Source organism: Citrobacter sp. Cpo074, from assembly GCF_030332745.1.
GTDB lineage: Bacteria > Pseudomonadota > Gammaproteobacteria > Enterobacterales > Enterobacteriaceae > Citrobacter > Citrobacter portucalensis.
In genome coordinates this window covers 797,197-817,441 of sequence record NZ_JAOWHG010000027.1, presented here as the reverse complement: position 1 = coordinate 817,441, position 20,245 = coordinate 797,197, and the positions used below count along the sequence as shown (strand labels likewise).

Below are 20,245 nucleotides of genomic sequence, written 5' to 3'. Positions count from 1 at the left end.
GTGGACGTATTTATTCTCAGCGAAGTGGAGCAGGGCGTGATGACTATCACCCTGAACCGCCCGGACCGACTCAACAGCTTTAACGACGTGATGCACCAGCAGCTCGCCGACTGCCTGAAACAGGCCGAGCGCGACGACACCATTCGTTGTCTGCTGATCACCGGCGCCGGACGCGGATTTTGCGCCGGACAGGATCTGAACGACCGTAACGTTGACCCGAGCGGTCCCGCGCCGGATCTGGGCATGTCGGTGGAACGCTTCTACAACCCGCTGGTGCGCCGCTTAGCCGCGCTGCCGAAGCCGGTTATCTGTGCCGTCAACGGCGTTGCCGCTGGTGCCGGTGCCACACTGGCCTTGGGCTGCGACATCGTCCTCGCCGCGCGCTCGGCGAAGTTTGTTATGGCCTTCAGCAAACTCGGCCTGGTGCCGGACTGCGGCGGAAGCTGGGTGCTGCCGCGCGTAGCCGGTCGCGCTCGCGCCGTGGGTTTGCTGATGCTTGGCGATAACCTCAGCGCCGAACAGGCCGCGCAGTGGGGCATGATCTGGCAAGTGGTCGACGATGCCGAGTTGAAAGATACCGCGTTGACCATGGCGCGCCATTTCGCGACGCAGCCGACCTATGGCCTGGGGCTGATTAAGAAAGCCTTGCAGCTTTCCGAAACCAACACGCTGGATCAGCAGCTTGAGCTTGAGCGCGACTACCAGCGCATGGCCGGTCGCAGCGACGACTATCGCGAAGGGGTCAGCGCCTTTCTCGGCAAACGCCCACCACAGTTCAGCGGGAAATAAGCCATGACGCAAACTCTTCATCGCGTTGCCGTGATCGGCGGCGGAACAATGGGTGCAGGCATTGCCGAAGTGGCTGCCAGCGCCGGACATTCGGTCCTGCTGTATGACATTTCCGCTGAGGCGATTACTCGCGCCATTGAGGGTATTCGCCAGCGACTCGACGTTCGTGTTGGTCGTGGAAAAATCAGTGCGGAACAGGCCAGTGAATTACTGGCACGGATCGCCCCCGCGACTGAACTGAATCAGCTTGCCGATGCACAACTGGTGATTGAAGCCGCTTCCGAGCGGCTGGAAATTAAAAAAGCGCTGTTTAGTCAGTTGGCGGAGATCTGTTTGCCGTCAACGCTGCTGACCAGTAATACCTCGTCGATCTCAATCACCGCAATTGCGGCGGGAGTGAAGCATCCGGAACGTGTGGCGGGGCTGCACTTCTTTAACCCTGCACCGGTGATGAAACTGGTGGAAGTGGTGAGCGGCCTTGCCACCTCAACGGAAGTGGTCGAGCAGCTTTGCCAGTGCGTGACCGCCTGGGGCAAACAGCCGGTGCGCTGCCGCTCAACGCCGGGTTTTATCGTCAACCGCGTGGCACGTCCGTATTACGCTGAAGCCTGGCGCGCGCTGGAAGAACAGGTTGCGTCAGCGGAAGTGATTGATGCGGCTCTGCGTGACGGCGGCGGCTTCCCGATGGGACCGCTGGCGCTGACCGACTTGATTGGCCAGGACGTCAACTTTGCCGTGACCTGTTCGGTGTTTAACGCCTTCTGGCAGGACCGCCGTTTTCTGCCGTCTTTGCTGCAACAGGAGCTCGCTCTGGCGGGGCGTCTGGGAAAGAAGAGCGGTTACGGCGTCTATCGCTGGCCTGCTGAGGTATCGCCTGAACTGGCTGTTGCAGCGGTAGCGCCTGAAAATGCAGCAAAAAATATCAAGCGTGACGTTGTCACTGAACTGGATGATGTGCTGCTCCTTGAAACGACCGGTGAAACCGCGCTGGCCTTAAGCGTGCAGCACCAGCGCCCGGTGGTGGTGTATGACCATGCTGCGGGCGACACCGTCGTGCTGGCAAGCGCACCAACCAATCCGGATTCTGCCACCGACAAAGCAGTGTACTACTTCCAGCAGCAGGGCAAAAAAGTGCTGCGTATTGCCGACTATCCAGGGCTGCTGGTATGGCGCACGGTAGCGATGCTGGCGAACGAAGCGCTGGATGCGCTGCAAAAAGGAGTCGCCAGCGCCGAGGATATCGATACCGCCATGTGTTTGGGGGTCAACTACCCGCACGGGCCGCTGGCCTGGGGTGAATCGCTCGGCTGGGGACGTGTGCTTCGTCTGCTGGAAAATCTACAACAGCACTATGGCGAAGAACGCTATCGCCCGAGTGCGCTGCTGCGCCAGAAAGCGCTGATGGAGATGCGTCATGAGTAATGAAGCCTGGCGCAACGCCCGCGCCATGTATGTGAAAGACACCTGCGCGCAGGCGCTGGGGATTGAAATTATTGAGATGGACGACGGTTATTCGCAGATGACAATGACCGTGTCGCCGTCGCAGCTGAATGGACATCAGACCTGTCACGGTGGGCAACTGTTCTCGCTGGCGGATACCGCCTTTGCTTACGCATGCAACAGTCAGGGACTGGCAGCAGTAGCCTCAGCGGCCAGTATCGACTTTCTGCGTCCGGCTTTTGCAGGTGACAAACTGACCGCCACCGCGCGGGTTAAGCAGCAAGGCAAACTCACTGGCGTTTACGACATTGAAATTGTCAATCAGCAACACAAAACCGTGGCTCTGTTTCGCGGCAAATCCCACCGCATCGGTGGCACGATTACAGGAGAAGTCTAATGCGTGACGCATTTATTTGTGACGGTATTCGTACCCCGATTGGTCGCTACGGCGGGGCGCTGGCAGGCGTGCGTGCCGACGATCTGGCGGCCATCCCGTTGCGTGAATTACTCAACCGCAACCCACGCCTGGATCCCAGCGCTATTGACGATGTGATCTTCGGTTGCGCCAACCAGGCGGGCGAGGATAACCGCAACGTGGCGCATATGGCGACCCTGCTGGCGGGTTATCCGCACAGCGTTGCCGGCACGACCATCAACCGTCTGTGCGGCTCCGGGCTTGATGCGATCGGCTTCGCTGCTCGCACGATCAAAGCCGGTGATGCCGACCTGCTGATCGCTGGTGGTGTTGAGTCAATGTCACGCGCGCCGTTTGTAATGGGCAAAGCCACCGCGCCGTTTCAGCGTCAGGCAGAAATGTTTGATACCACCATTGGCTGGCGTTTTGTGAACCCGCTCATGCAGCAACAATTCGGAACTGACAGCATGCCGGAAACGGCGGAGAATGTAGCTGAATTGTTAAATATAAGCCGAGAGGACCAGGACGCCTTTGCGTATCGCAGCCAGCAGCGCACGGCGAAAGCCCAGCGTGACGGCATTCTGGCGCAGGAAATTGTGCCGGTACAAATCATTGGCAAGAAAGGGGCAGTTAGCGCAGTACGTGAAGATGAACATCCGCGTACAGAAACCACGCTGGAGCAACTCGCACAACTGAAAACACCGTTTCGTAAGAACGGCGTGGTCACCGCAGGCAATGCCTCTGGGGTGAACGACGGCGCGGCAGCAATGATCGTAGCCAGCGAGCAACACATAAAGGCCCAGGGACTAACGCCGCGTGCACGCATTGTCGCGATGGCGACGGCGGGCGTGGAGCCGAAGTTTATGGGGCTTGGGCCAGTTCCTGCGGTACGAAAAGTGCTGGAGCGCGCCGGGCTGAATATCAACGATATGGATGTGATTGAGCTGAATGAAGCCTTTGCCGCCCAGGCGTTGGGTGTGATGAGACAGCTTGGACTGGCAGATGACGCAGAACACGTGAATCCCAATGGGGGGGCTATCGCTTTAGGTCACCCGCTGGGGATGAGCGGTGTGCGGTTAGCGCTGGCCGCAACGCTGGAGCTGGAACGACGCAATGGACGTTATGCGCTGTGTACGATGTGTATTGGCGTGGGTCAGGGCATTGCCATGATCCTTGAGCGAGTGTGAGCTAATTGACCTGCGAGTGCCCTACAAAATGACAACGACAACAACAAAATTAGATCCGATTGAAACCGCATCGCGTGACGAATTACAGGCTTTGCAAACCGAGCGCCTGAAATGGACGTTAAAACACGCCTATGAAAATGTCCCGATGTACCGCCGTAAGTTCGACGCGGCGGGGGTTCACCCGGATGATTTCCGTGAGCTGAGCGATCTGAGCAAGTTTCCCTGCACCACCAAGCAGGATCTGCGTGACAACTATCCCTTCGACACCTTCGCGGTACCGATGGAGCAGGTGGTGCGTATCCATGCATCATCCGGCACCACGGGTAAACCGACGGTGGTGGGCTATACGCAAAATGATATCGATACCTGGGCTAACATCGTCGCCCGCTCGCTGCGTGCCGCAGGCGGTACCGCGAAAGATAAAATCCACGTCGCTTATGGCTATGGCCTTTTCACCGGCGGACTGGGCGCGCACTACGGCGCGGAACGCCTGGGGGCAACGGTTATCCCGATGTCCGGCGGTCAAACCGAGAAACAGGCGCAGCTGATTCGCGATTTCAAACCTGACATGATTATGGTCACGCCATCCTACTGTCTGAACCTGATTGAAGAGCTGGAGCGCCAGATGGGCGGTGACGCGCGGGGTTGTTCGCTGCGTACCGGTGTCTTTGGCGCAGAGCCGTGGACAACGGGGATGCGCGCGGAGATCGAACGTCGCCTGGGTATTACGGCGCTGGATATTTATGGCCTCTCGGAAGTGATGGGGCCGGGCGTGGCGATGGAGTGCATCGAAACGGGTGATGGTCCGACAATATGGGAGGATCATTTCTTCCCGGAAGTGGTCAATCCGGATGACGGTACGCCACTGGCCGACGGAGAGCACGGCGAACTGCTGTTCACCACGCTGACGAAAGAAGCGCTACCGGTCATTCGTTATCGTACCCGCGACCTGACGCGCCTGCTGCCGGGTACCGCACGCACGATGCGTCGTATGGATCGCATTAGCGGGCGCAGCGACGATATGCTGATTATTCGCGGCGTCAACGTCTTCCCATCGCAGGTGGAAGAAGAGATCCTCAAGATTGAACATCTGGCTCCGCATTACCAGTTGGAAGTGGATCGCCGAGGACATCTTGATTCGCTTTCGGTACGCGTGGAGCTTAAAGAGAGTAGCCTGGTGCTAAGCCATGAGCAGCGCTGCCAGATTTGCCATCATTTGCGTCATCGTATTAAGTCGATGGTCGGTATTTCAACGGACGTAAGCATTGTTAACTGCGGCAGCATCCCGCGCTCAGAAGGAAAGGCGTGTCGGGTGTTCGACCTGCGCAAAGTTGCCGCCAACGGCTAAGCCTCGTAGGCCTGATAAGCGCAGCGCCATCAGGCGAGAGCGCACAAGTTGCCGGATGGCGCGTTGCCTTATCCGGCCTACAAATTCCTGCCATATCGCGGAAATTTTCCTGTGCTATGATTCAAAAAGGACAAAAAAGACAACAGTATGAATCATATGGAAAAACTCGATAGTTTTATTCAGCAGGCGGTAACCGCAATGCCGGTCAGCGGCACCTCGCTTATCGCCTCGCTTTACGGGGACTGTTTATCGCAACGCGGTGGAGAAGTCTGGCTCGGTAGCGTTGCCGCGCTGCTGGAAGGGCTTGGCTTCGGTGAACGTTTTGTACGTACCGCGCTGTTTCGCCTTAATAAAGAAGAATGGCTGGACGTAGTACGTATCGGCCGTCGCAGTTTCTACCGCCTGAGTGATAAAGGGCTACGCTTGACGCGCCGCGCCGAGAGCAAAATCTACCGTGCCAACGCCCCTGAGTGGGACGGTACCTGGCTGCTGCTGCTGTCGGAGGGGCTGGAGAAAAATACCCTGGCCGAAGTTAAAAAGCAGCTGTTATGGCAAGGTTTTGGCGTGCTGGCGCCGAGTCTGCTGGCGTCGCCATCGCAAAAGCTGGCGGACGTACAGTCGCTGCTCCATGAAGCTGGGGTGGCGGAAAACGTCATCGTTTTTGAGGCGCATTCGCCGTTGGCACTCTCCCGCGCTGCGCTGCGTGAGCGGGTAGAAGGGTGCTGGCACTTAACCGAACAAAATGCCATGTACGAGGCGTTTATCACGCTGTTCCGTCCGTTGTTACCGCTACTGCGTGACGCCGGGCCGGACGAACTTACGCCAGAGCGCTGCTTCCAGATCCGCCTGTTGCTCATTCACTTCTATCGTCGGGTTGTGCTCAAAGATCCGCTGCTGCCGGAAGAATTGTTGCCTGCTCACTGGCTGGGTCAGACGGCGCGTCAGCTGTGCATTAATATTTATCAACGTGTTGCGCCCGGCGCCCAGGTTTTCGTCAGCGAAAAAGGCGAGAGCTCGGTGGGGGAACTGCCCGCGCCGGGTCCGCTCTATTATCAACGCTTCGGCGGATTAGCCGAGGTGTAACAGGAGAAGCCATGCCGATTTACCAGATTGACGGGATGATCCCGGTAGTTCCTGCAGAAAGCTATGTTCACCCAACCGCAGTGCTGATTGGCGATGTCATTCTCGGCAAAGGTGTTTATGTTGGTCCCAACGCCAGCCTGCGCGGAGATTTTGGGCGTATCGTGGTTAAAGATGGGGCGAATATCCAGGATAACTGCGTGATGCACGGATTTCCCGGCCAGGATACGGTGGTGGAAGAGGACGGACATATCGGCCACGGCGCGATTCTGCATGGCTGTGTGATTGGGCGTAACGCGCTGGTCGGCATGAGCGCGGTGATTATCGATGGCGCGACCATCGGTGAAAACAGTATCGTTGGTGCTTCGGCGTTTGTGAAAGCGCGCGCTGAGATGCCTGCCAACCATCTGATTGTCGGCAGCCCGGCAAAAGCGATTCGCATGTTAACTGAGCAGGAACTGGTGTGGAAAAAACAGGGCACTCGCGAGTATCAGGTGCTGGTGGAGCGCTGTCAGCAGACGCTTGCAGAAGTGAAGCCGCTGACTGCGGTAGAACCCGACAGAAAGCGGCTGGAGTTTGATGAGAATTTGCAACCTAAGTCAGCGAGTTAGCGATTCTACGCAATACCCGGTGTCAGAACTGATAGCTGGCGGTAACGCTGACGTTACGCGGCTCACCATAAACGATAGAACCGTCGATATTCGTGTCGTAGGTTTTATCGAACAGGTTATTAAGGTTACCCTGCACTGAGAAGTTTTTTGTTACCTGGTAGCGGGTGAACAAATCTACCAGGGCGTAGCTTCCTTGTTCCGCGCGGAATGTGCCATAAGGCGTGACCGTATCGCTGTAAACACGATTCTGCCAGTTAACTCCACCGCCGACGGTCAGTTCCGGCATGGCTGGCAGGCGATAACGGGTAAACAGTTTTACCGTGGTCCGCGGCAGGTTTGGGTTTACTGCATTGCCTTCGTTGTCTTCTGCAACATAGCGTGTCGCACCAAACGTCATCTGCCAGTTATCGGTGATCGCACCGTTAATCTCGAATTCGACCCCTTTGCTGACCGTACCATCCATCGCTTTAAAGGCCGTGTCGCCATTGCTACCGGCGATTGGCACACCGGTTGATTGCGCTACGTTATCCTGTTCAATGCGGAACACCGCGAGCGTGGTGGTTAAACGGCTGTTCATCCAGTCGGACTTCAGGCCAAGCTCATAGTTGTTGCCGGTGATCGGAGAGAGATATTTACCGGAACTGTCGCGCTTGTTCTGCGGCTGGAAGATTGAGGTATAGCTGGCGTAGGTAGACCAGTTATCGTCAATGTCATAGACCAGACCCGCATACGGCGTGGTGTGGTTTTGCTCCATGCTGTAGGTCAGGGTGTCGATACGCCAGTTGGTGTAACGTGCGCCAACAATCAAATGCAGTGGGTCGGCCAGCGAAATACGCGTTGCGGCGTATAGCGATTTCATGTGCGTGGTATCGTCCTGAGCCAATGACTGCGGGTTCCAGTTGGTTTCCGGGAAGTTACCATCGTAGGTATAGAAGCTGCCGATTTCGTTGGGGAAAACGTTCGCCCACGAGCTTTCATAACGGTTATTCTGTTTACTGTAGCTGCCGCCCAGCATCAGATTATGCTGACGACCAAACAGATCGTAACCGCCGTCGGCAAATAGATCGACAGCATCCACTTTACGTTTGCCGCTGTTCCAGCCGGTTCCTCCGACATTACCATATGGGCCAATCAGCGTGCCGTCGGCCTTATTAACATAGGCATCGACGTACATCATTTTACTGTCGAACTTGACCTCGGAGTGGGTGGCGTTCATGGTCGCCTGCCAGGTATCGGCAAAACGTTGTTTGATGGTGACAAACACTTTGTTGAAGTCTTTATCGTTGTAAGCCCAGTCCGGCGCAGTGCTACGCGAGCGGTCGTAGCTGTTTTTACTGCCATCGGTATTCCAGCGCGGCAATCCACCCCAGGTTGGGCTGTTGATATCAATGCGCTGATATTCATAGCCCGCAGACAGGCTGGTGGTGTCACCCAAATCGGCATCGACAATCCCGGAGAAGAACATTTTTTCGCTATTGTAGCGATCAAGCCAGGAGTCGTTATTCTGGTAACCCGCCACGATGCGGCCGCGCACGTTGCCGTCTGCTGTAAGCGGGCTTTGCAGATCGGTCACATAGCGTTGTTTGTTCCAACTGCCATATTCCGCTGAAACATTACCGGTGAACTCGCGGCTGGTGGCATGCTTACGGATCATGTTAATGGAGGCTGAAGGGTTACCCGTCCCGGTCATTAGCCCGTTTGCGCCACGGACCACTTCGACACGCTCAAAAAGGGCGGTGTCAGAAAGGGCGTCACCGAGATTCCAGCGGGATTCAAAATAGGTCGGGATCCCATCGACCATATAGTTATCAATCTGAAATCCGCGCGAGTAATAGCTGCTGCGATCTGAATCCGCCTGGCTTTTGCTTATCCCCAACGTGTTATCCATCACATCGCCCAGCGTTTGCAACTGCTGATCTTCCATGCGCTGCTGGCTGACAATGCTGACTGATTGCGGGATATCGCGCTGTGTCATCTGCATTTTTGTGCCAGCGGTCGTCGATTTAACGCTGTAATCCTGCTCCTCACTGGATGCGGCTGGAGCAGAACCCTCCACGATCACTGTCTCTTCAGCAGGGGCTGCGAGGCTGGTGGAAGGTAAAAGCGCTAGCGTGATGCATGCTGCCAGCAAAGAAGGGGCAAGGCCCGGTTGGCGTTGAACATTCCCGTTGAGTGTTGTGAAAGACATCGAAAAGTCCTTGATAATTATTAATATTAAGTTCAAATCACCGGTAGTTGTGATGAACCCTTTGGTTGTAAATTATTAAATGCGCATGTAAATACAAATGCGAAATATACGCATTAGCACTCAATGTGTAAACAGATGCTACGGCATAAATGAAATATTGTTTCAGTACTATGCTTGAGCAATAGCGCAGGGAAATGGTTATAAGAGCAGCACTGACTGGGGTTTTCGCTTAAAAAATCGAGGGTTAAAGTTGAAAGAGCGTGAGTAACTCGCTCATACTCTATACTCGCAGAGTTACCCGGCGTAGCATGGCAAAACGCTTGGGCTGTTAATGAAAAAGGAAAACGTCGTGGCAGAAGAAACTATATTCAGCAAAATTATTCGTCGTGAGATTCCGTCGGATATCGTATACCAGGATGAACTGGTCACTGCGTTTCGTGATATTTCCCCTCAGGCACCAACGCATATCCTGATCATTCCTAACATTCTGATCCCCACTGTCAATGATGTGACGGCGGAACATGAACAGGCATTGGGCCGCATGATCACCGTTGCGGCGAAAATTGCTGAGCAGGAAGGCATTGCTGCAGATGGGTACCGCTTAATCATGAACACCAACCGCCACGGGGGGCAGGAGGTGTATCACATTCATATGCACCTGCTGGGTGGACGTGCGCTTGGCCCAATGCTTGCGCATAAAGGTCTGTAAGCATGACCAGAGGATGCATTGCGCTTTCACTAGGTTTGTTGTTGCTGGCGGGTTGTCGAACACATCCTGAAATCCCGGTAAGTGATGAACAGTCGCTGGTGATGGAATCAACAATTCTGGCGGCGGGTATTACAGCAGAGCAGCCCACGTTAACAACGTCTGATATTCAGGCCTCGGCATCCTCGCGACTCTATAACGAAAGGCAAGAACCCGTTACCGTTCATTATCGGTTTTACTGGTATGACGCCAGAGGGCTGGAAATGCACCCTCTGGAAGTGCCACGCAGTGTGATTATTCCGGCCCATTCGTCGGTGACGCTGTACGGCAGCGCCAATTTTCTGGGGGCGCACAAGGTTAGACTTTATCTTTATTTGTAAGGGGTGAATCTTGATGAACAAAATGAATCGCTACGCACTGATTGCCGCGCTGGCGATGTTTCTCTCTGGCTGTGTGGCGCAACGTGAGCCCGCGCCGGTAGAGGAAGTGAAGCCGGTACCGGAACAGCCTGCGCAGCCGCAACAGCCGGTGCCGGTTGTGCCAACGGTGCCAAGTATACCGCAGCAGCCGGGCCCAATTGAGCATGAAGACCAAACGGCGCAGCCTACGCCACGTCAACGTCACTATGACTGGAACGGGGCTATGCAGCCGATGGTCGGCAAAATGCTGCAGGCAGACGGCGTCAAAGCGGGCGGCGTTCTGCTGGTTGATAGCGTGAATAACCGCACCAACGGCTCGTTGAACGCGGGTGAAGCCACCGAAACCTTACGTAACGCACTGGCGAATAACGGTAAGTTTACGCTGATTTCTGCCCAACAGCTGGCTGTCGCCAAACAGCAGTTAGGTCTGTCGCCGAATGACAGTCTGGGAACGCGCAGTAAAGCGATTGGTATCGCCCGTAACGTTGGCGCGCAGTATGTGCTTTATTCCAGCGCATCCGGCAACGTCAATTCGCCTGCGCTGCAAATGCAATTAATGCTGGTACAAACTGGCGAGATAATCTGGTCAGGTAAAGGTGCCGTTCAGCAACAATAACAGACTCACGCGCGGCGAAGTGTTGTCGCGCTATTTCCCGCAGTATCATCCCGTCGCAACCAGCCAAACCGGCCTGAGCGGCGGGAGCTGCATCATTGAACACCGTTCCCACCGACTGGTACTGCGCTGCCATCACGACCCTGACGCGCCGGAATCTCATTTCTTACGCCAATATCATGCGCTAAAACACCTGCCAGAAAGCCTTGCGCCACGTCCTCACTTTTATACGCGTGGGTGGATGGCAGTCGAGTTTTTTCACGGTAAGGTAGAATCCAGATTACCGGACGCCGACGAACTCGCAGGCTTACTGTATCATCTGCACCAGCAACCCCAGTTGGGCTGGCGAATCAACCTGCTTCCGCTACTTGAACAGTACTGGCAGTGTGGCGATCCGGCGCGTCGTACACCATGCTGGCTGCGCGCGCTGAAGCGGCTAAGGAAACGAGGTGAGCCTCGACCTTTGCGTCTGGGGCCGCTGCATATGGATGTTCACGGTGACAACATCGTACGTACGGCATCAGGGCTGCGGCTGATTGACTGGGAATACGCCGGAGACGGTGATATTGCCCTGGATCTGGCGGCAGTATGGGTTAGCGATGAATCCCAGCACCAACAGTTGGTTAGCACCTACGCCCAACGAGCGCACATTGAGCCAGACGTTTTGTGGCGACAGGTCAGACAATGGCAACCCTGGATAATGATGCTGAAGGCGGGGTGGTTTGAGTATCGCTGGCGGCAAACCGGCGATCGACAATTTATCAGGCTGGCCGATGAAACCTGGCGGCAGCTAACAATGAAAGGATAAGGAGAGCAGTGTGGGCCCAGTAATGTTGGATGTCGAAGGGTATGAGCTGGACGCTGAAGAGCGTGAGATTCTGGCACATCCGCTGGTAGGTGGGTTGATCCTCTTTACCCGAAATTATCATGATCCGGAACAGCTGCGTGAATTAGTGCGTCAGATCCGGGCTGCGTCACGTAACCATCTGGTGGTGGCGGTAGATCAGGAAGGCGGACGCGTACAGCGTTTTCGTGAGGGCTTTACCCGCCTGCCTGCAGCTCAATCCTTTGCTGCGTTGCACGGTCTGGAAGAGGGCGGCAAACTGGCTCAGGACGCAGGGTGGTTGATGGCCAGCGAAATGATCGCGATGGACATTGATATCAGCTTTGCACCCGTGCTGGATGTGGGCCATATCAGCGCGGCAATCGGCGAGCGTTCTTACCATGCCGATCCGCTAAAAGCGCTGGAGATGGCGACCCGCTTCATTGACGGGATGCATGCTGCTGGCATGAAAACGACCGGTAAACATTTCCCAGGACATGGGGCGGTGACGGCGGATTCACACAAAGAAACCCCAACCGATCCGCGCCCAGAAGCCGAGATTCGTGCGAAAGATATGTCCGTGTTCCAGACGTTGATTACGGAAAACAAACTGGATGCCATTATGCCTGCGCATGTCATCTACAGTGATGTCGATCCGCGTCCGGCGAGTGGCTCACCTCACTGGTTGAAAACGGTGCTACGTCAGGAACTTGGCTTCGATGGTGTCATTTTCTCCGACGATTTGTCGATGGAAGGGGCGGCGATTATGGGAAGCTATGCGGAGCGTGGACAGGCGTCGCTGGATGCAGGTTGCGATATGATCCTGGTCTGCAATAATCGTAAGGGAGCGGTCAGTGTGTTAGATAATCTGTCGCCGATCAATGCAGAACGTGTTACACGTTTGTATCATAAAGGTTCATTTTCACGTCAGGAACTGATGGACTCGGCACGCTGGAAGACGGTAAGCGCTCAGCTTAACCAACTTCATGAGCGCTGGCAGGAAGAGAAAGCAGGTCATTAACGCAAGTTTGGCGAGGATGCGATGATTATCTATTTACACGGTTTTGACTCTAACAGCCCGGGCAACCATGAGAAGGTGTTGCAGCTGCAATTCATCGACCCGGATGTCAGGCTGATTAGCTACAGTACGCGGCATCCTAAACATGATATGCAGCATCTGCTGAAAGAAGTGGACAAAATGCTGCAGCTGAATGTGGATGACCGTCCGCTGATTTGTGGTGTGGGGCTCGGGGGATATTGGGCTGAACGGATTGGTTTCCTGTGTGATATTCGTCAGGTAGTGTTTAATCCCAACCTGTTCCCGTATGAGAACATGGAAGGCAAAATCGACAGACCTGAGGAGTATGCAGACATCGCAACAAAATGCGTGACCAATTTCCGTGAGAAGAATCGCGATCGCTGCCTGGTGATCCTGTCACGTCATGATGAAGCGCTTAACAGTCAGCGTTCGTCGGAAGAGCTGCATCATTTTTACGAGATAGTCTGGGACGAAGAGCAGACGCATAAGTTTAAGAATATCTCTCCGCATTTGCAGCGCATTAAAGCGTTCAAGACGTTAGGTTAATCCTTATTGAGTGTGTAAAAAACCAGCCATCGGGCTGGTTTTTTTGTTCTTAAAGTTCCGGTTGTCTATCTTTTCAGCATCAAAACTTGATACATATCAATTTTGGTATGACCAATGCACCGTTCGTGTTATTCTCACTCTCGAAGAACATTTTCATTACCGTAACTTGTTGTTAATTAAAGGCTATGCTCATAACTTTTAATTAACAATTGGTTAATAAATTTGAGGGGGTCACGTTGACTACACCATTGAAAAGGATCGTGATTGTCGGCGGCGGTGCTGGCGGACTGGAAATGGCGACGCAGCTGGGTAAAAAACTCGGGCGTAAGAAAAAGGCCAAAATCACACTAGTAGACAGAAACCACAGTCACTTGTGGAAACCGTTACTGCATGAAGTGGCGACGGGTTCACTGGACGAAGGTGTGGATGCGCTGAGTTATCTGGCTCATGCTCGTAACCATGGCTTCCAGTTCCAGTTAGGCTCGGTGGTGGATATCGATCGTGAAGCGAAGACCATTACTCTCGCTGAGCTGCGCGATGAGAAGGGTGAGCTGCTGGTTCCTGAGCGTAAAGTGCCGTATGACACGCTGGTGATGGCGTTGGGCAGTACGTCCAACGATTTCAACACCCCTGGCGTGAAAGAAAACTGCATTTTCCTCGATAACCCGCATCAGGCGCGTCGTTTCCACCAGGAGATGCTGAATCTGTTCCTGAAGTATTCCGCGAATCTGGGCGCTAACGGAAAAGTGAATATCGCCATTGTGGGCGGCGGTGCGACGGGTGTTGAACTCTCCGCTGAGCTGCACAATGCGGTAAAACAACTGCACAGCTATGGTTACAAAGGGCTGACCAATGACGCGCTGAACGTTACGCTGGTCGAAGCCGGTGAGCGTATTCTGCCTGCGTTGCCGCCGCGTATTTCCGGTGCTGCGCATAATGAGTTAACCAAACTGGGCGTACGCGTACTGACCCAGACGATGGTAACCAGCGCTGACGAAGGGGGACTGCACACCAAAGATGGCGAATACATTAAAGCCGATCTGATGGTGTGGGCGGCGGGTATCAAAGCGCCAGACTTTATGAAAGACATTGGCGGTCTGGAAACGAACCGTATTAACCAACTGGTGGTTGAGCCAACTCTGCAGAGCACGCGCGATCCTGACGTGTACGCGATTGGCGACTGCGCTTCCTGCGCTCGCCCGGAAGGCGGTTTTGTGCCTCCGCGCGCTCAGGCAGCACACCAGATGGCGACCTGCGCGATGAACAATATTCTGGCACAGATGAACGGTAAGCCGCTGAAAGCGTATCAGTACAAAGATCACGGCTCTCTGGTCTCGCTCTCTAACTTCTCTACCGTGGGTAGCCTGATGGGCAACCTGACCCGTGGTTCGATGATGGTGGAAGGACGTATTGCGCGCTTTGTGTACATCTCACTGTACCGCATGCACCAGATTGCTTTGCACGGCTACTTCAAAACCGGCCTGATGATGCTGGTCGGCAGTATCAACCGGGTGATTCGCCCGCGTCTGAAACTGCATTAATATCGACCTGTGGCGTCGGATGATTTTACGCATCCGACGCCTTCCTTCAGAGTTGTCTGAATCATTCCGCTTTCGCTCCACCTCCCGCTATTTTCATCCGTAATCTGATTGGCATTCCTTACCTTCTGTTGCAAAGTTGTTGCTAATAGCAAAAAAGGAGGTAGTCCCGTGAATAAATCAATGTTGGCGGGTATAGGGATTGGCGTAGCTGCTGCGCTGGGTGTTGCAGCGGTGGCCAGTCTGAACGTTTTCGAGCGTGGCCCACAGTATGCGCAAGTTGTCTCTGCAACACCGATTAAAGAGTCGGTAAAAACACCGCGTCAGGAGTGCCGGAACGTAACGGTCACCCACCGCAAGCCGGTACAAGATGAAAACCGTATCGCGGGTTCCGTACTGGGCGCGGTTGCGGGTGGTGTTATTGGGCATCAGTTTGGCGGTGGACGTGGTAAAGATATTGCTACCGTGGCCGGTGCTTTAGGCGGCGGCTATGCAGGTAACCAGATTCAGGGTTCGATGCAGGAAAACGATACTTACACCACCACGCAGCAGCGTTGTAAAACGGTGTATGACAAATCTGAAAAGATGCTGGGCTACGACGTGACGTACAAAATTGGCGATCAGCAGGGGAAAATCCGTATGGATAAGGACCCCGGCGCGCAAATTCCGTTGGATAACAACGGACAGTTGGTACTGAATAACAAAGCGTAAAATAGCATTATCCTGAACATTAGCCCCCCATTCGCTCAGGCTGGGGGGCTTTTTTTATCAGAAGGTTAAGGCGTAGTTCAGACCAAAAGTACGACCCCGGCCCTTGTATTCATACAGTGACGGGCTGCCGTAGGTTGGGCTATACAGCAGTGGCGCACGTTGTCCCCACAGTGTGGTGTACTCTTCATTCAGCAGGTTTTCCACGCTGAAGGTCAGCTTACCCAACGGGAGCTGATAGCTGCCGATAAAGTCCATCGTGTTATAGCCATCCAGCTTGTTACCGCTGGCGTCGGTCAGATCAAATGTTTGCTGGCTCTGTACGCGCAAGGTCCACGGTTCTGGTGCCCAGCCGACCCACGCGGTTGCTTTGGACGGTGAGGCCAGCGTGACATCCCATTTTTGCCATTTACCGTTCTGTTTCACTTCCGATTTAATGACGTTGAAGTTGCCACCCAGGCTCCAGTCCGTGTCCGCAATGAAATAATCCACCGCACCTTCAACGCCATAAATGCGGCGATCGTCGGGCTGAACGTTAATGGTCATATCGCTGCGGTTGATAACGATCGATTTATCTGAAGTCGAGTAGTAAGCGGCCAGTTGCGTGCGCAGACTATCGCCGGTGTAGCGCCACCCCAGTTCGTACGAGTTAACTTTAATCCCTTCCAGACGTGAATCCGCCACGTTGACGCTGCGCTGGAGCTGGTAATGATCGCCAACCAGCGAATAGGTACCATTACCGTAATATTTCCCTGGGTCCGGAAGCTCCACGCCCTGAGAAAAGTTAAACCACGTTTGCTGACGGTCGGTCAGGTGGGCAAGGATACCGGCGTTGAACAGGAAATTATCGTAATCGGTTTTGCCGCCCGGAATAGTATCGGCAGAGTTCGCAAGCCCGGTCGCGATTCCCTGCTGTTGAGCATAGCCAACGAAATCATCAACCCTGTTTTCGGTCCACTGATAGCGCACGCCGCCGCTGAGGGTAAAAATGTCGTTAATGTCATAGCTGTTTTGCAGGAAAGGCGCGAAGTTGGTGATGCTGTAACCGGGGTAACGCCCGGTGGTATAAGCGGTACGGTTGTCCATGCCGCCGGAGGGCAGGGACCAGGCCAGATCGAAGAATTTCTGATTGGAGTCGAAGGTTTCGTGATCGGCATCGACACCCCACGTCAGCTCCCAGTTATCCATCAACTGGCTGTTGAGGGTAATTTTGGCACCAAACTGGTCTGTGTCCTGCTGTGATGCGGAGAAACTGGTGACTTTGCCTTTGCTGAGCGTAGGGAAGGGGTAGAATTTCAGCGATTCGTCACGGTAATAGATTTGGCTGACCAGGTTCTGGCCAAAAAAATCCGCATCCGAATATTGCAGGCTAATAAGATGACGTTCGGTGCCGGGAATACGATCGGAATTCAGTCCGCTGCTGGTGTATGCTTTGCCGTTTCCGGTCACGGCGGACATGTTCTCGCCGAGATCCAGCCCGTAATCGTCATCCCCCTGACTTTTATAGTACTGCGTAACCAGTTGCAACTGACGGTTGTCGTCAAGTTCAATCGTCCCTGTGCCCATGACGTCCAGGCGATCGGAGTGCTGTAGCCCGGTTTGGGTGTTATCGAGCAGCAGGGCATCGTGATTACCGTCATACCAGCCGCCAAATCGTTGATACGCGACGGACATACGCCCGGAAGCGCGATCGGTTCCGCCACTCACCGCCGCGGCAACGCGTTCATCATGATCGTTGCTATTGTTGAAGCCGCTTTTGCTCCCCAGTTCGAGTTCTACTTCACGCTCCGGCTGACCTTTTTTGGTGACAATGTTGATTAATCCGCCGGTACTGCCACCGCCATAAAGAGAGGTTGCGCCTGAAATGACTTCAATATGCGCAATGTTAAATGGGTCAATGGAGTCAAGCTGACGGCTGTCGGTTCGCGAGGAGTTCAGACGGACGCCGTCAATTAGCACGACAATGGCGCGACCGCGCATGTTCATGCCGTAGTTTGTGCGTCCCTGGCTACTAACATCGATTCCTGGGATTAGCTGAGCAAGAACATCCTTGAACTCTTTTCCTCCCTGAACCTGTTGTTCAATCTCGCTTCCTTCAATAACCCAGGTTGTTTGCGCCATTTCTGCCACTGTGCGCTGGCTACGGTTGGCGCTGACGATGAGGTTCTCTTCCTCAGCCGCAACAGCGGGTAGAGTTAAAGATAACAGGAGAGGATTGAGCACCCAGAGACGCTTATGCATTTGTATTCCTTTTAAAAAAAGTCGGTCTGTTTTTGTTATAGCGGTAGAGAAACCGATGGTTACATTGTGAAACAGGCATTAAAACAAATGCGAATATTGCTGATAATAATTGTCGTTATCAATACTTTTTACAAAAAATGATCGGGTAACACGATGAAAACAATGAGAAATGTAGGGACAATAGAACGGGAATCTAACCGGGGGCTTTATCAGCTCCCGGTGGTGTGAGTACAGCGGGGGAATTGCGGGAAAGGGTTAAGCTTTGACGAGTTCGGGCCACAGCCGCAGAGTTGTGTGTGCGATCTGCATCAGTTTTTCAAACGTTGCGCCTTCACGGGCGCTGATCGACATACCTTGTAAAATACAGTTCAGGTATTCGGCCAGTTTTTGCACGTCGCAATGGGCCGGAATTTCGCCTCGTTGCTGGCGCTGGTGAAGGAACTGGGTAAGCGTCTGTTCCTGCATTGCATGGCGGGATTTCACCGTGTGTGCAATATCGCGGGAAGAGGCTGCCAGCGTCGCAGAAGTATTAATCATGAAACATCCCGCCGGGGTGTCCTTGCTGGTAAAGCAGGTCGCTATAGCGGTGAAATAGTCTTCCAGTGCAGACTCAAGGCTTTTTTCTTCACAAAACAGCTGGGCTTCGTGTTTCGCCGCAAAGCGGGTGATGTAGCGGTCCAGTACGGCACGGAACAACCCTTCTTTATTGGTGAACTCCGCATACAGCGTGGGCGCTTTTGCGCCGGTGGCTTCCACGAGATCGGCGAGCGAGGTCGCTTCATATCCGTGCTGCCAGAAGAGTGTCATGGCCTTATCAAGCGCGGCTTCCCTGTCGAACACTTTTGGTCGGCCACGGCTTTTTTTTGCACAAACTGTCGTTTCAGTTGTCATGGCGCCGATGTACCTTTGTTGGGTTTATTGAATAACCATTATAAAAATATTCGACTGCACACTCCAGCGGATTCACGATAAAAATAATTTATAGCTATTAGTATGAAAAATAAGACCTTTATATTTTATATAACGATCATTATAAAAAAATGTTGACGTGTGACCTGGATCACACCTATGATTTACCTATCGATCGTTAAGTTAATCTTTTCGACACCCATTCATCTGCTAAAGGTCACTATCATGAAAAACGTAAAAACACTGTTTGTCGCTGCTGTTCTTAGCTCACTGTCATTTGCAAGCTTTGCCGCTGTTGAAGTTCAGTCCACTCCTGCGGGCCAAGAGAAAGTCGGTACTATTTCTGCGAATGCGGGGACTAACTTAGGTTCTCTGGAAGATCAACTGGCGCAGAAAGCCGATGAGATGGGTGCGAAGTCTTTCCGTATTACTTCCGTTACCGGTCCTAACACTCTTCACGGAACTGCTGTTATCTACAAATAAGATTTAACCCATCGCAATGCCACTGCGAGTTAAATAAAAAACCCCCGCGGAATAAAATCCAGCGGGGGTTTTTTTATACACTACGTTTACAGCGGTTGTTGAGCAACATCATGATGACGAGTCACATCGACCGGCATGCCTGAGCGAATCTCCATCGCATGATCCATGACGGCGGTATCTGTTTGCGCCGCATTTTTAAATGTCTGCATGGACGCGTTCAGCACGATCGGCAGCAGTTGTGGGTCGTCATTGATTTTTTCGGACAGCGGTTGGTGTACTTCCACCAGGCGCACGCCGTTAGGCTCAACGGATGCTTTGATCGGCGTATTGATAATATTGACCTTAGTTCCGGGCGTTACCTGACGGAACAGGGTTTCTATATCACCGTCGCGCAGACGAATACAGCCGGAACTGACGCGCATTCCGATGCCAAAATCAGCATTTGTACCGTGCAACAGGTACACGCCGCCGTATGCCGCTAAGCGAATCGCATGATGGCCCATCGGGTTATCCGGACCGGCAGGCACAACGGCAGGCAGGTCAATCCCGTTTGCTTTGTATCGCGCGCGGATATTTGCCGTCGGCGTCCAGGTGGGGTTGGCGCGTTTATCAGAGATGGTGGTTACCATCGTAGGCGTCAGCGTGTCACCACCTAACTGACCAATACCAATAGGATACACGGTCACCGAATTGGTCCCCGGCTGGTAATAATAAAGACGCAGTTCAGCGAGGTTGATAACAATACCTTCGCGCGGGGCATCAGGTAGCAGAGTTTGTAACGGGATCGTCAAAACGCTGCCCGGACGTGGTACGTAAGGGTCAACGCCAGGGTTGGCCTGCAGCAGCGCGAGAAAGCCGACATTGTACTTTTTCGCAATCGCTTCCAGAGAACCGCCATTGTCTTCAACAACGTGAACGGCATTCTGACCCACCAGACGGCTTCCCGGTGGCGGCAGCGGCCAGGTGTTTGCCTGAGCCGGAAGTGCTAACGCGAATGTCGCTGCAAGCGTAAAAAACGCGAGCCAGCGAGAGAGTCGTTTATTGTTTAACATCACCATAAATCCATTGTTTTTACGTGGTTTTTATTATGTAAAAGTAAACGAGAATTATGGCTGTTTGCTGTGTCGGGAAGTGCAGGGAAGTGCAAAGAGTTTGTAAATTC

At 53.8% G+C, this 20,245-nt stretch carries 20 protein-coding genes; 16 read left to right on the top strand and 4 right to left on the bottom strand.

All coding sequences use genetic code 11. The annotated features are described in order from the left end of the window. From paaG to paaY, 7 genes are all read left to right on the top strand, one after another. Entirely contained in the window at positions 1-789 is a 789-nt protein-coding gene (gene paaG, locus OGX83_RS08535; protein ID WP_048214432.1) for a 2-(1,2-epoxy-1,2-dihydrophenyl)acetyl-CoA isomerase PaaG, read from the top strand. Positions 790-792: 3 nt separating this feature from the next. After that, positions 793-2,211 carry a 3-hydroxyacyl-CoA dehydrogenase PaaH gene (gene paaH / locus OGX83_RS08530; RefSeq protein WP_286587775.1) on the top strand — a complete coding sequence of 473 codons (1,419 nt, stop codon included), beginning with the start codon at positions 793-795 and terminating at the stop codon, positions 2,209-2,211. After that, complete coding sequence (gene paaI / locus OGX83_RS08525; protein WP_003832239.1) at positions 2,204-2,626, top strand: hydroxyphenylacetyl-CoA thioesterase PaaI; 423 nt, start codon at positions 2,204-2,206, stop codon at positions 2,624-2,626. Before paaH ends, paaI begins: the two co-directional genes overlap by 8 nt. Beyond that, entirely contained in the window at positions 2,626-3,831 is a 1,206-nt protein-coding gene (pcaF, locus tag OGX83_RS08520) for a 3-oxoadipyl-CoA thiolase (protein WP_286587773.1), read from the top strand. Before paaI ends, pcaF begins: the two co-directional genes overlap by 1 nt. Before the next feature lie 28 nt (positions 3,832-3,859). Next, positions 3,860-5,179, top strand: a complete 1,320-nt coding sequence (gene paaK / locus OGX83_RS08515) for a phenylacetate--CoA ligase PaaK (protein ID WP_003832244.1) — start codon at positions 3,860-3,862, stop codon at positions 5,177-5,179. 156 nt (positions 5,180-5,335) lie between these two features. Beyond that, entirely contained in the window at positions 5,336-6,262 is a 927-nt protein-coding gene (gene paaX, locus OGX83_RS08510) for a phenylacetic acid degradation operon negative regulatory protein PaaX (protein WP_165612492.1), read from the top strand. Positions 6,263-6,273: 11 nt separating this feature from the next. Then, entirely contained in the window at positions 6,274-6,870 is a 597-nt protein-coding gene (gene paaY, locus OGX83_RS08505; protein WP_191221591.1) for a phenylacetic acid degradation protein PaaY, read from the top strand. A 22-nt stretch (positions 6,871-6,892) separates the two neighbouring features. Here the strand turns inward: paaY and fhuE are convergent, their stop codons facing one another. Next, positions 6,893-9,058 (bottom strand): ferric-rhodotorulic acid/ferric-coprogen receptor FhuE, encoded by a 2,166-nt coding sequence (fhuE, locus tag OGX83_RS08500; RefSeq protein ID WP_191226156.1) that lies wholly within the window; start codon positions 9,056-9,058, stop codon positions 6,893-6,895. A 349-nt stretch (positions 9,059-9,407) separates the two neighbouring features. Between fhuE and hinT the strand changes: the two genes are divergently transcribed. The 8 genes from hinT to OGX83_RS08460 all read left to right on the top strand — a co-directional run bounded on the left by hinT (position 9,408) and on the right by OGX83_RS08460 (position 15,453). Then, entirely contained in the window at positions 9,408-9,767 is a 360-nt protein-coding gene (hinT, locus tag OGX83_RS08495) for a purine nucleoside phosphoramidase (protein WP_003030826.1), read from the top strand. 2 nt (positions 9,768-9,769) lie between these two features. Continuing rightward, complete coding sequence (locus OGX83_RS08490) at positions 9,770-10,144, top strand: YcfL family putative periplasmic lipoprotein (RefSeq protein ID WP_286587771.1); 375 nt, start codon at positions 9,770-9,772, stop codon at positions 10,142-10,144. A 13-nt stretch (positions 10,145-10,157) separates the two neighbouring features. Next, the gene (gene lpoB / locus OGX83_RS08485) at positions 10,158-10,799 is read left to right on the top strand and encodes a penicillin-binding protein activator LpoB (RefSeq protein ID WP_008784426.1); all 642 of its coding nucleotides are present in this window, start codon (positions 10,158-10,160) and stop codon (positions 10,797-10,799) included. Continuing rightward, a complete protein-coding gene (gene thiK / locus OGX83_RS08480; protein ID WP_286587769.1) occupies positions 10,780-11,604 on the top strand; it encodes a thiamine kinase in 825 nt (274 codons plus the stop codon). The genes lpoB and thiK overlap by 20 nt, the downstream gene beginning before the upstream one ends. Before the next feature lie 10 nt (positions 11,605-11,614). Next, a complete protein-coding gene (gene nagZ / locus OGX83_RS08475; protein ID WP_286587767.1) occupies positions 11,615-12,640 on the top strand; it encodes a beta-N-acetylhexosaminidase in 1,026 nt (341 codons plus the stop codon). A 21-nt stretch (positions 12,641-12,661) separates the two neighbouring features. Next, positions 12,662-13,204 (top strand): alpha/beta hydrolase YcfP, encoded by a 543-nt coding sequence (ycfP, locus tag OGX83_RS08470; RefSeq protein ID WP_003030817.1) that lies wholly within the window; start codon positions 12,662-12,664, stop codon positions 13,202-13,204. Positions 13,205-13,440: 236 nt separating this feature from the next. Then, positions 13,441-14,745, top strand: a complete 1,305-nt coding sequence (ndh, locus tag OGX83_RS08465; RefSeq protein WP_003832263.1) for an NADH-quinone dehydrogenase — start codon at positions 13,441-13,443, stop codon at positions 14,743-14,745. Positions 14,746-14,913: 168 nt separating this feature from the next. Further along, on the top strand, positions 14,914-15,453 hold the full coding sequence (locus OGX83_RS08460; protein ID WP_003030814.1) for a glycine zipper 2TM domain-containing protein: 540 nt from the start codon (positions 14,914-14,916) through the stop codon (positions 15,451-15,453). A gap of 57 nt (positions 15,454-15,510) precedes the next feature. Here OGX83_RS08460 and OGX83_RS08455 read toward each other — a convergent pair whose 3' ends face one another. Then, positions 15,511-17,691 (bottom strand): TonB-dependent siderophore receptor, encoded by a 2,181-nt coding sequence (locus tag OGX83_RS08455; protein WP_048235621.1) that lies wholly within the window; start codon positions 17,689-17,691, stop codon positions 15,511-15,513. Between the two features lie 255 nt (positions 17,692-17,946). Next, a complete protein-coding gene (gene comR, locus OGX83_RS08450) occupies positions 17,947-18,582 on the bottom strand; it encodes a TetR family copper-responsive transcriptional repressor ComR (protein WP_274659814.1) in 636 nt (211 codons plus the stop codon). A 243-nt stretch (positions 18,583-18,825) separates the two neighbouring features. On the opposite strand from comR, the gene bhsA reads away from it, so the two are divergent. Then, positions 18,826-19,083, top strand: a complete 258-nt coding sequence (gene bhsA, locus OGX83_RS08445) for a multiple stress resistance protein BhsA (RefSeq protein WP_003030810.1) — start codon at positions 18,826-18,828, stop codon at positions 19,081-19,083. 86 nt (positions 19,084-19,169) lie between these two features. On the opposite strand, the gene ldtC is transcribed toward bhsA, so the two are convergent. Continuing rightward, positions 19,170-20,135, bottom strand: coding sequence for a L,D-transpeptidase LdtC (ldtC, locus tag OGX83_RS08440; RefSeq protein WP_032944376.1), 966 nt, complete (start codon positions 20,133-20,135; stop codon positions 19,170-19,172). Positions 20,136-20,245 lie beyond the last annotated feature (110 nt).

Bases quoted from the DNA above. Each gene is read 5' to 3' on its own strand.
- paaH (WP_286587775.1), top strand. From the start codon at position 793: ATGACGCAAACTCTTCATCGCGTTGCCGTGATCGGCGGCGGAACAATG.
- paaI (WP_003832239.1), top strand. From the start codon at position 2,204: ATGAGTAATGAAGCCTGGCGCAACGCCCGCGCCATGTATGTGAAAGAC.
- pcaF (WP_286587773.1), top strand. From the start codon at position 2,626: ATGCGTGACGCATTTATTTGTGACGGTATTCGTACCCCGATTGGTCGC.
- paaK (WP_003832244.1), top strand. From the start codon at position 3,860: ATGACAACGACAACAACAAAATTAGATCCGATTGAAACCGCATCGCGT.
- paaX (WP_165612492.1), top strand. From the start codon at position 5,336: ATGGAAAAACTCGATAGTTTTATTCAGCAGGCGGTAACCGCAATGCCG.
- paaY (WP_191221591.1), top strand. From the start codon at position 6,274: ATGCCGATTTACCAGATTGACGGGATGATCCCGGTAGTTCCTGCAGAA.
- fhuE (WP_191226156.1), bottom strand. From the start codon at position 9,058: ATGTCTTTCACAACACTCAACGGGAATGTTCAACGCCAACCGGGCCTT.
- OGX83_RS08490 (WP_286587771.1), top strand. From the start codon at position 9,770: ATGACCAGAGGATGCATTGCGCTTTCACTAGGTTTGTTGTTGCTGGCG.
- lpoB (WP_008784426.1), top strand. From the start codon at position 10,158: ATGAACAAAATGAATCGCTACGCACTGATTGCCGCGCTGGCGATGTTT.
- ycfP (WP_003030817.1), top strand. From the start codon at position 12,662: ATGATTATCTATTTACACGGTTTTGACTCTAACAGCCCGGGCAACCAT.
- OGX83_RS08455 (WP_048235621.1), bottom strand. From the start codon at position 17,691: ATGCATAAGCGTCTCTGGGTGCTCAATCCTCTCCTGTTATCTTTAACT.
- comR (WP_274659814.1), bottom strand. From the start codon at position 18,582: ATGACAACTGAAACGACAGTTTGTGCAAAAAAAAGCCGTGGCCGACCA.
- bhsA (WP_003030810.1), top strand. From the start codon at position 18,826: ATGAAAAACGTAAAAACACTGTTTGTCGCTGCTGTTCTTAGCTCACTG.
- ldtC (WP_032944376.1), bottom strand. From the start codon at position 20,135: ATGTTAAACAATAAACGACTCTCTCGCTGGCTCGCGTTTTTTACGCTT.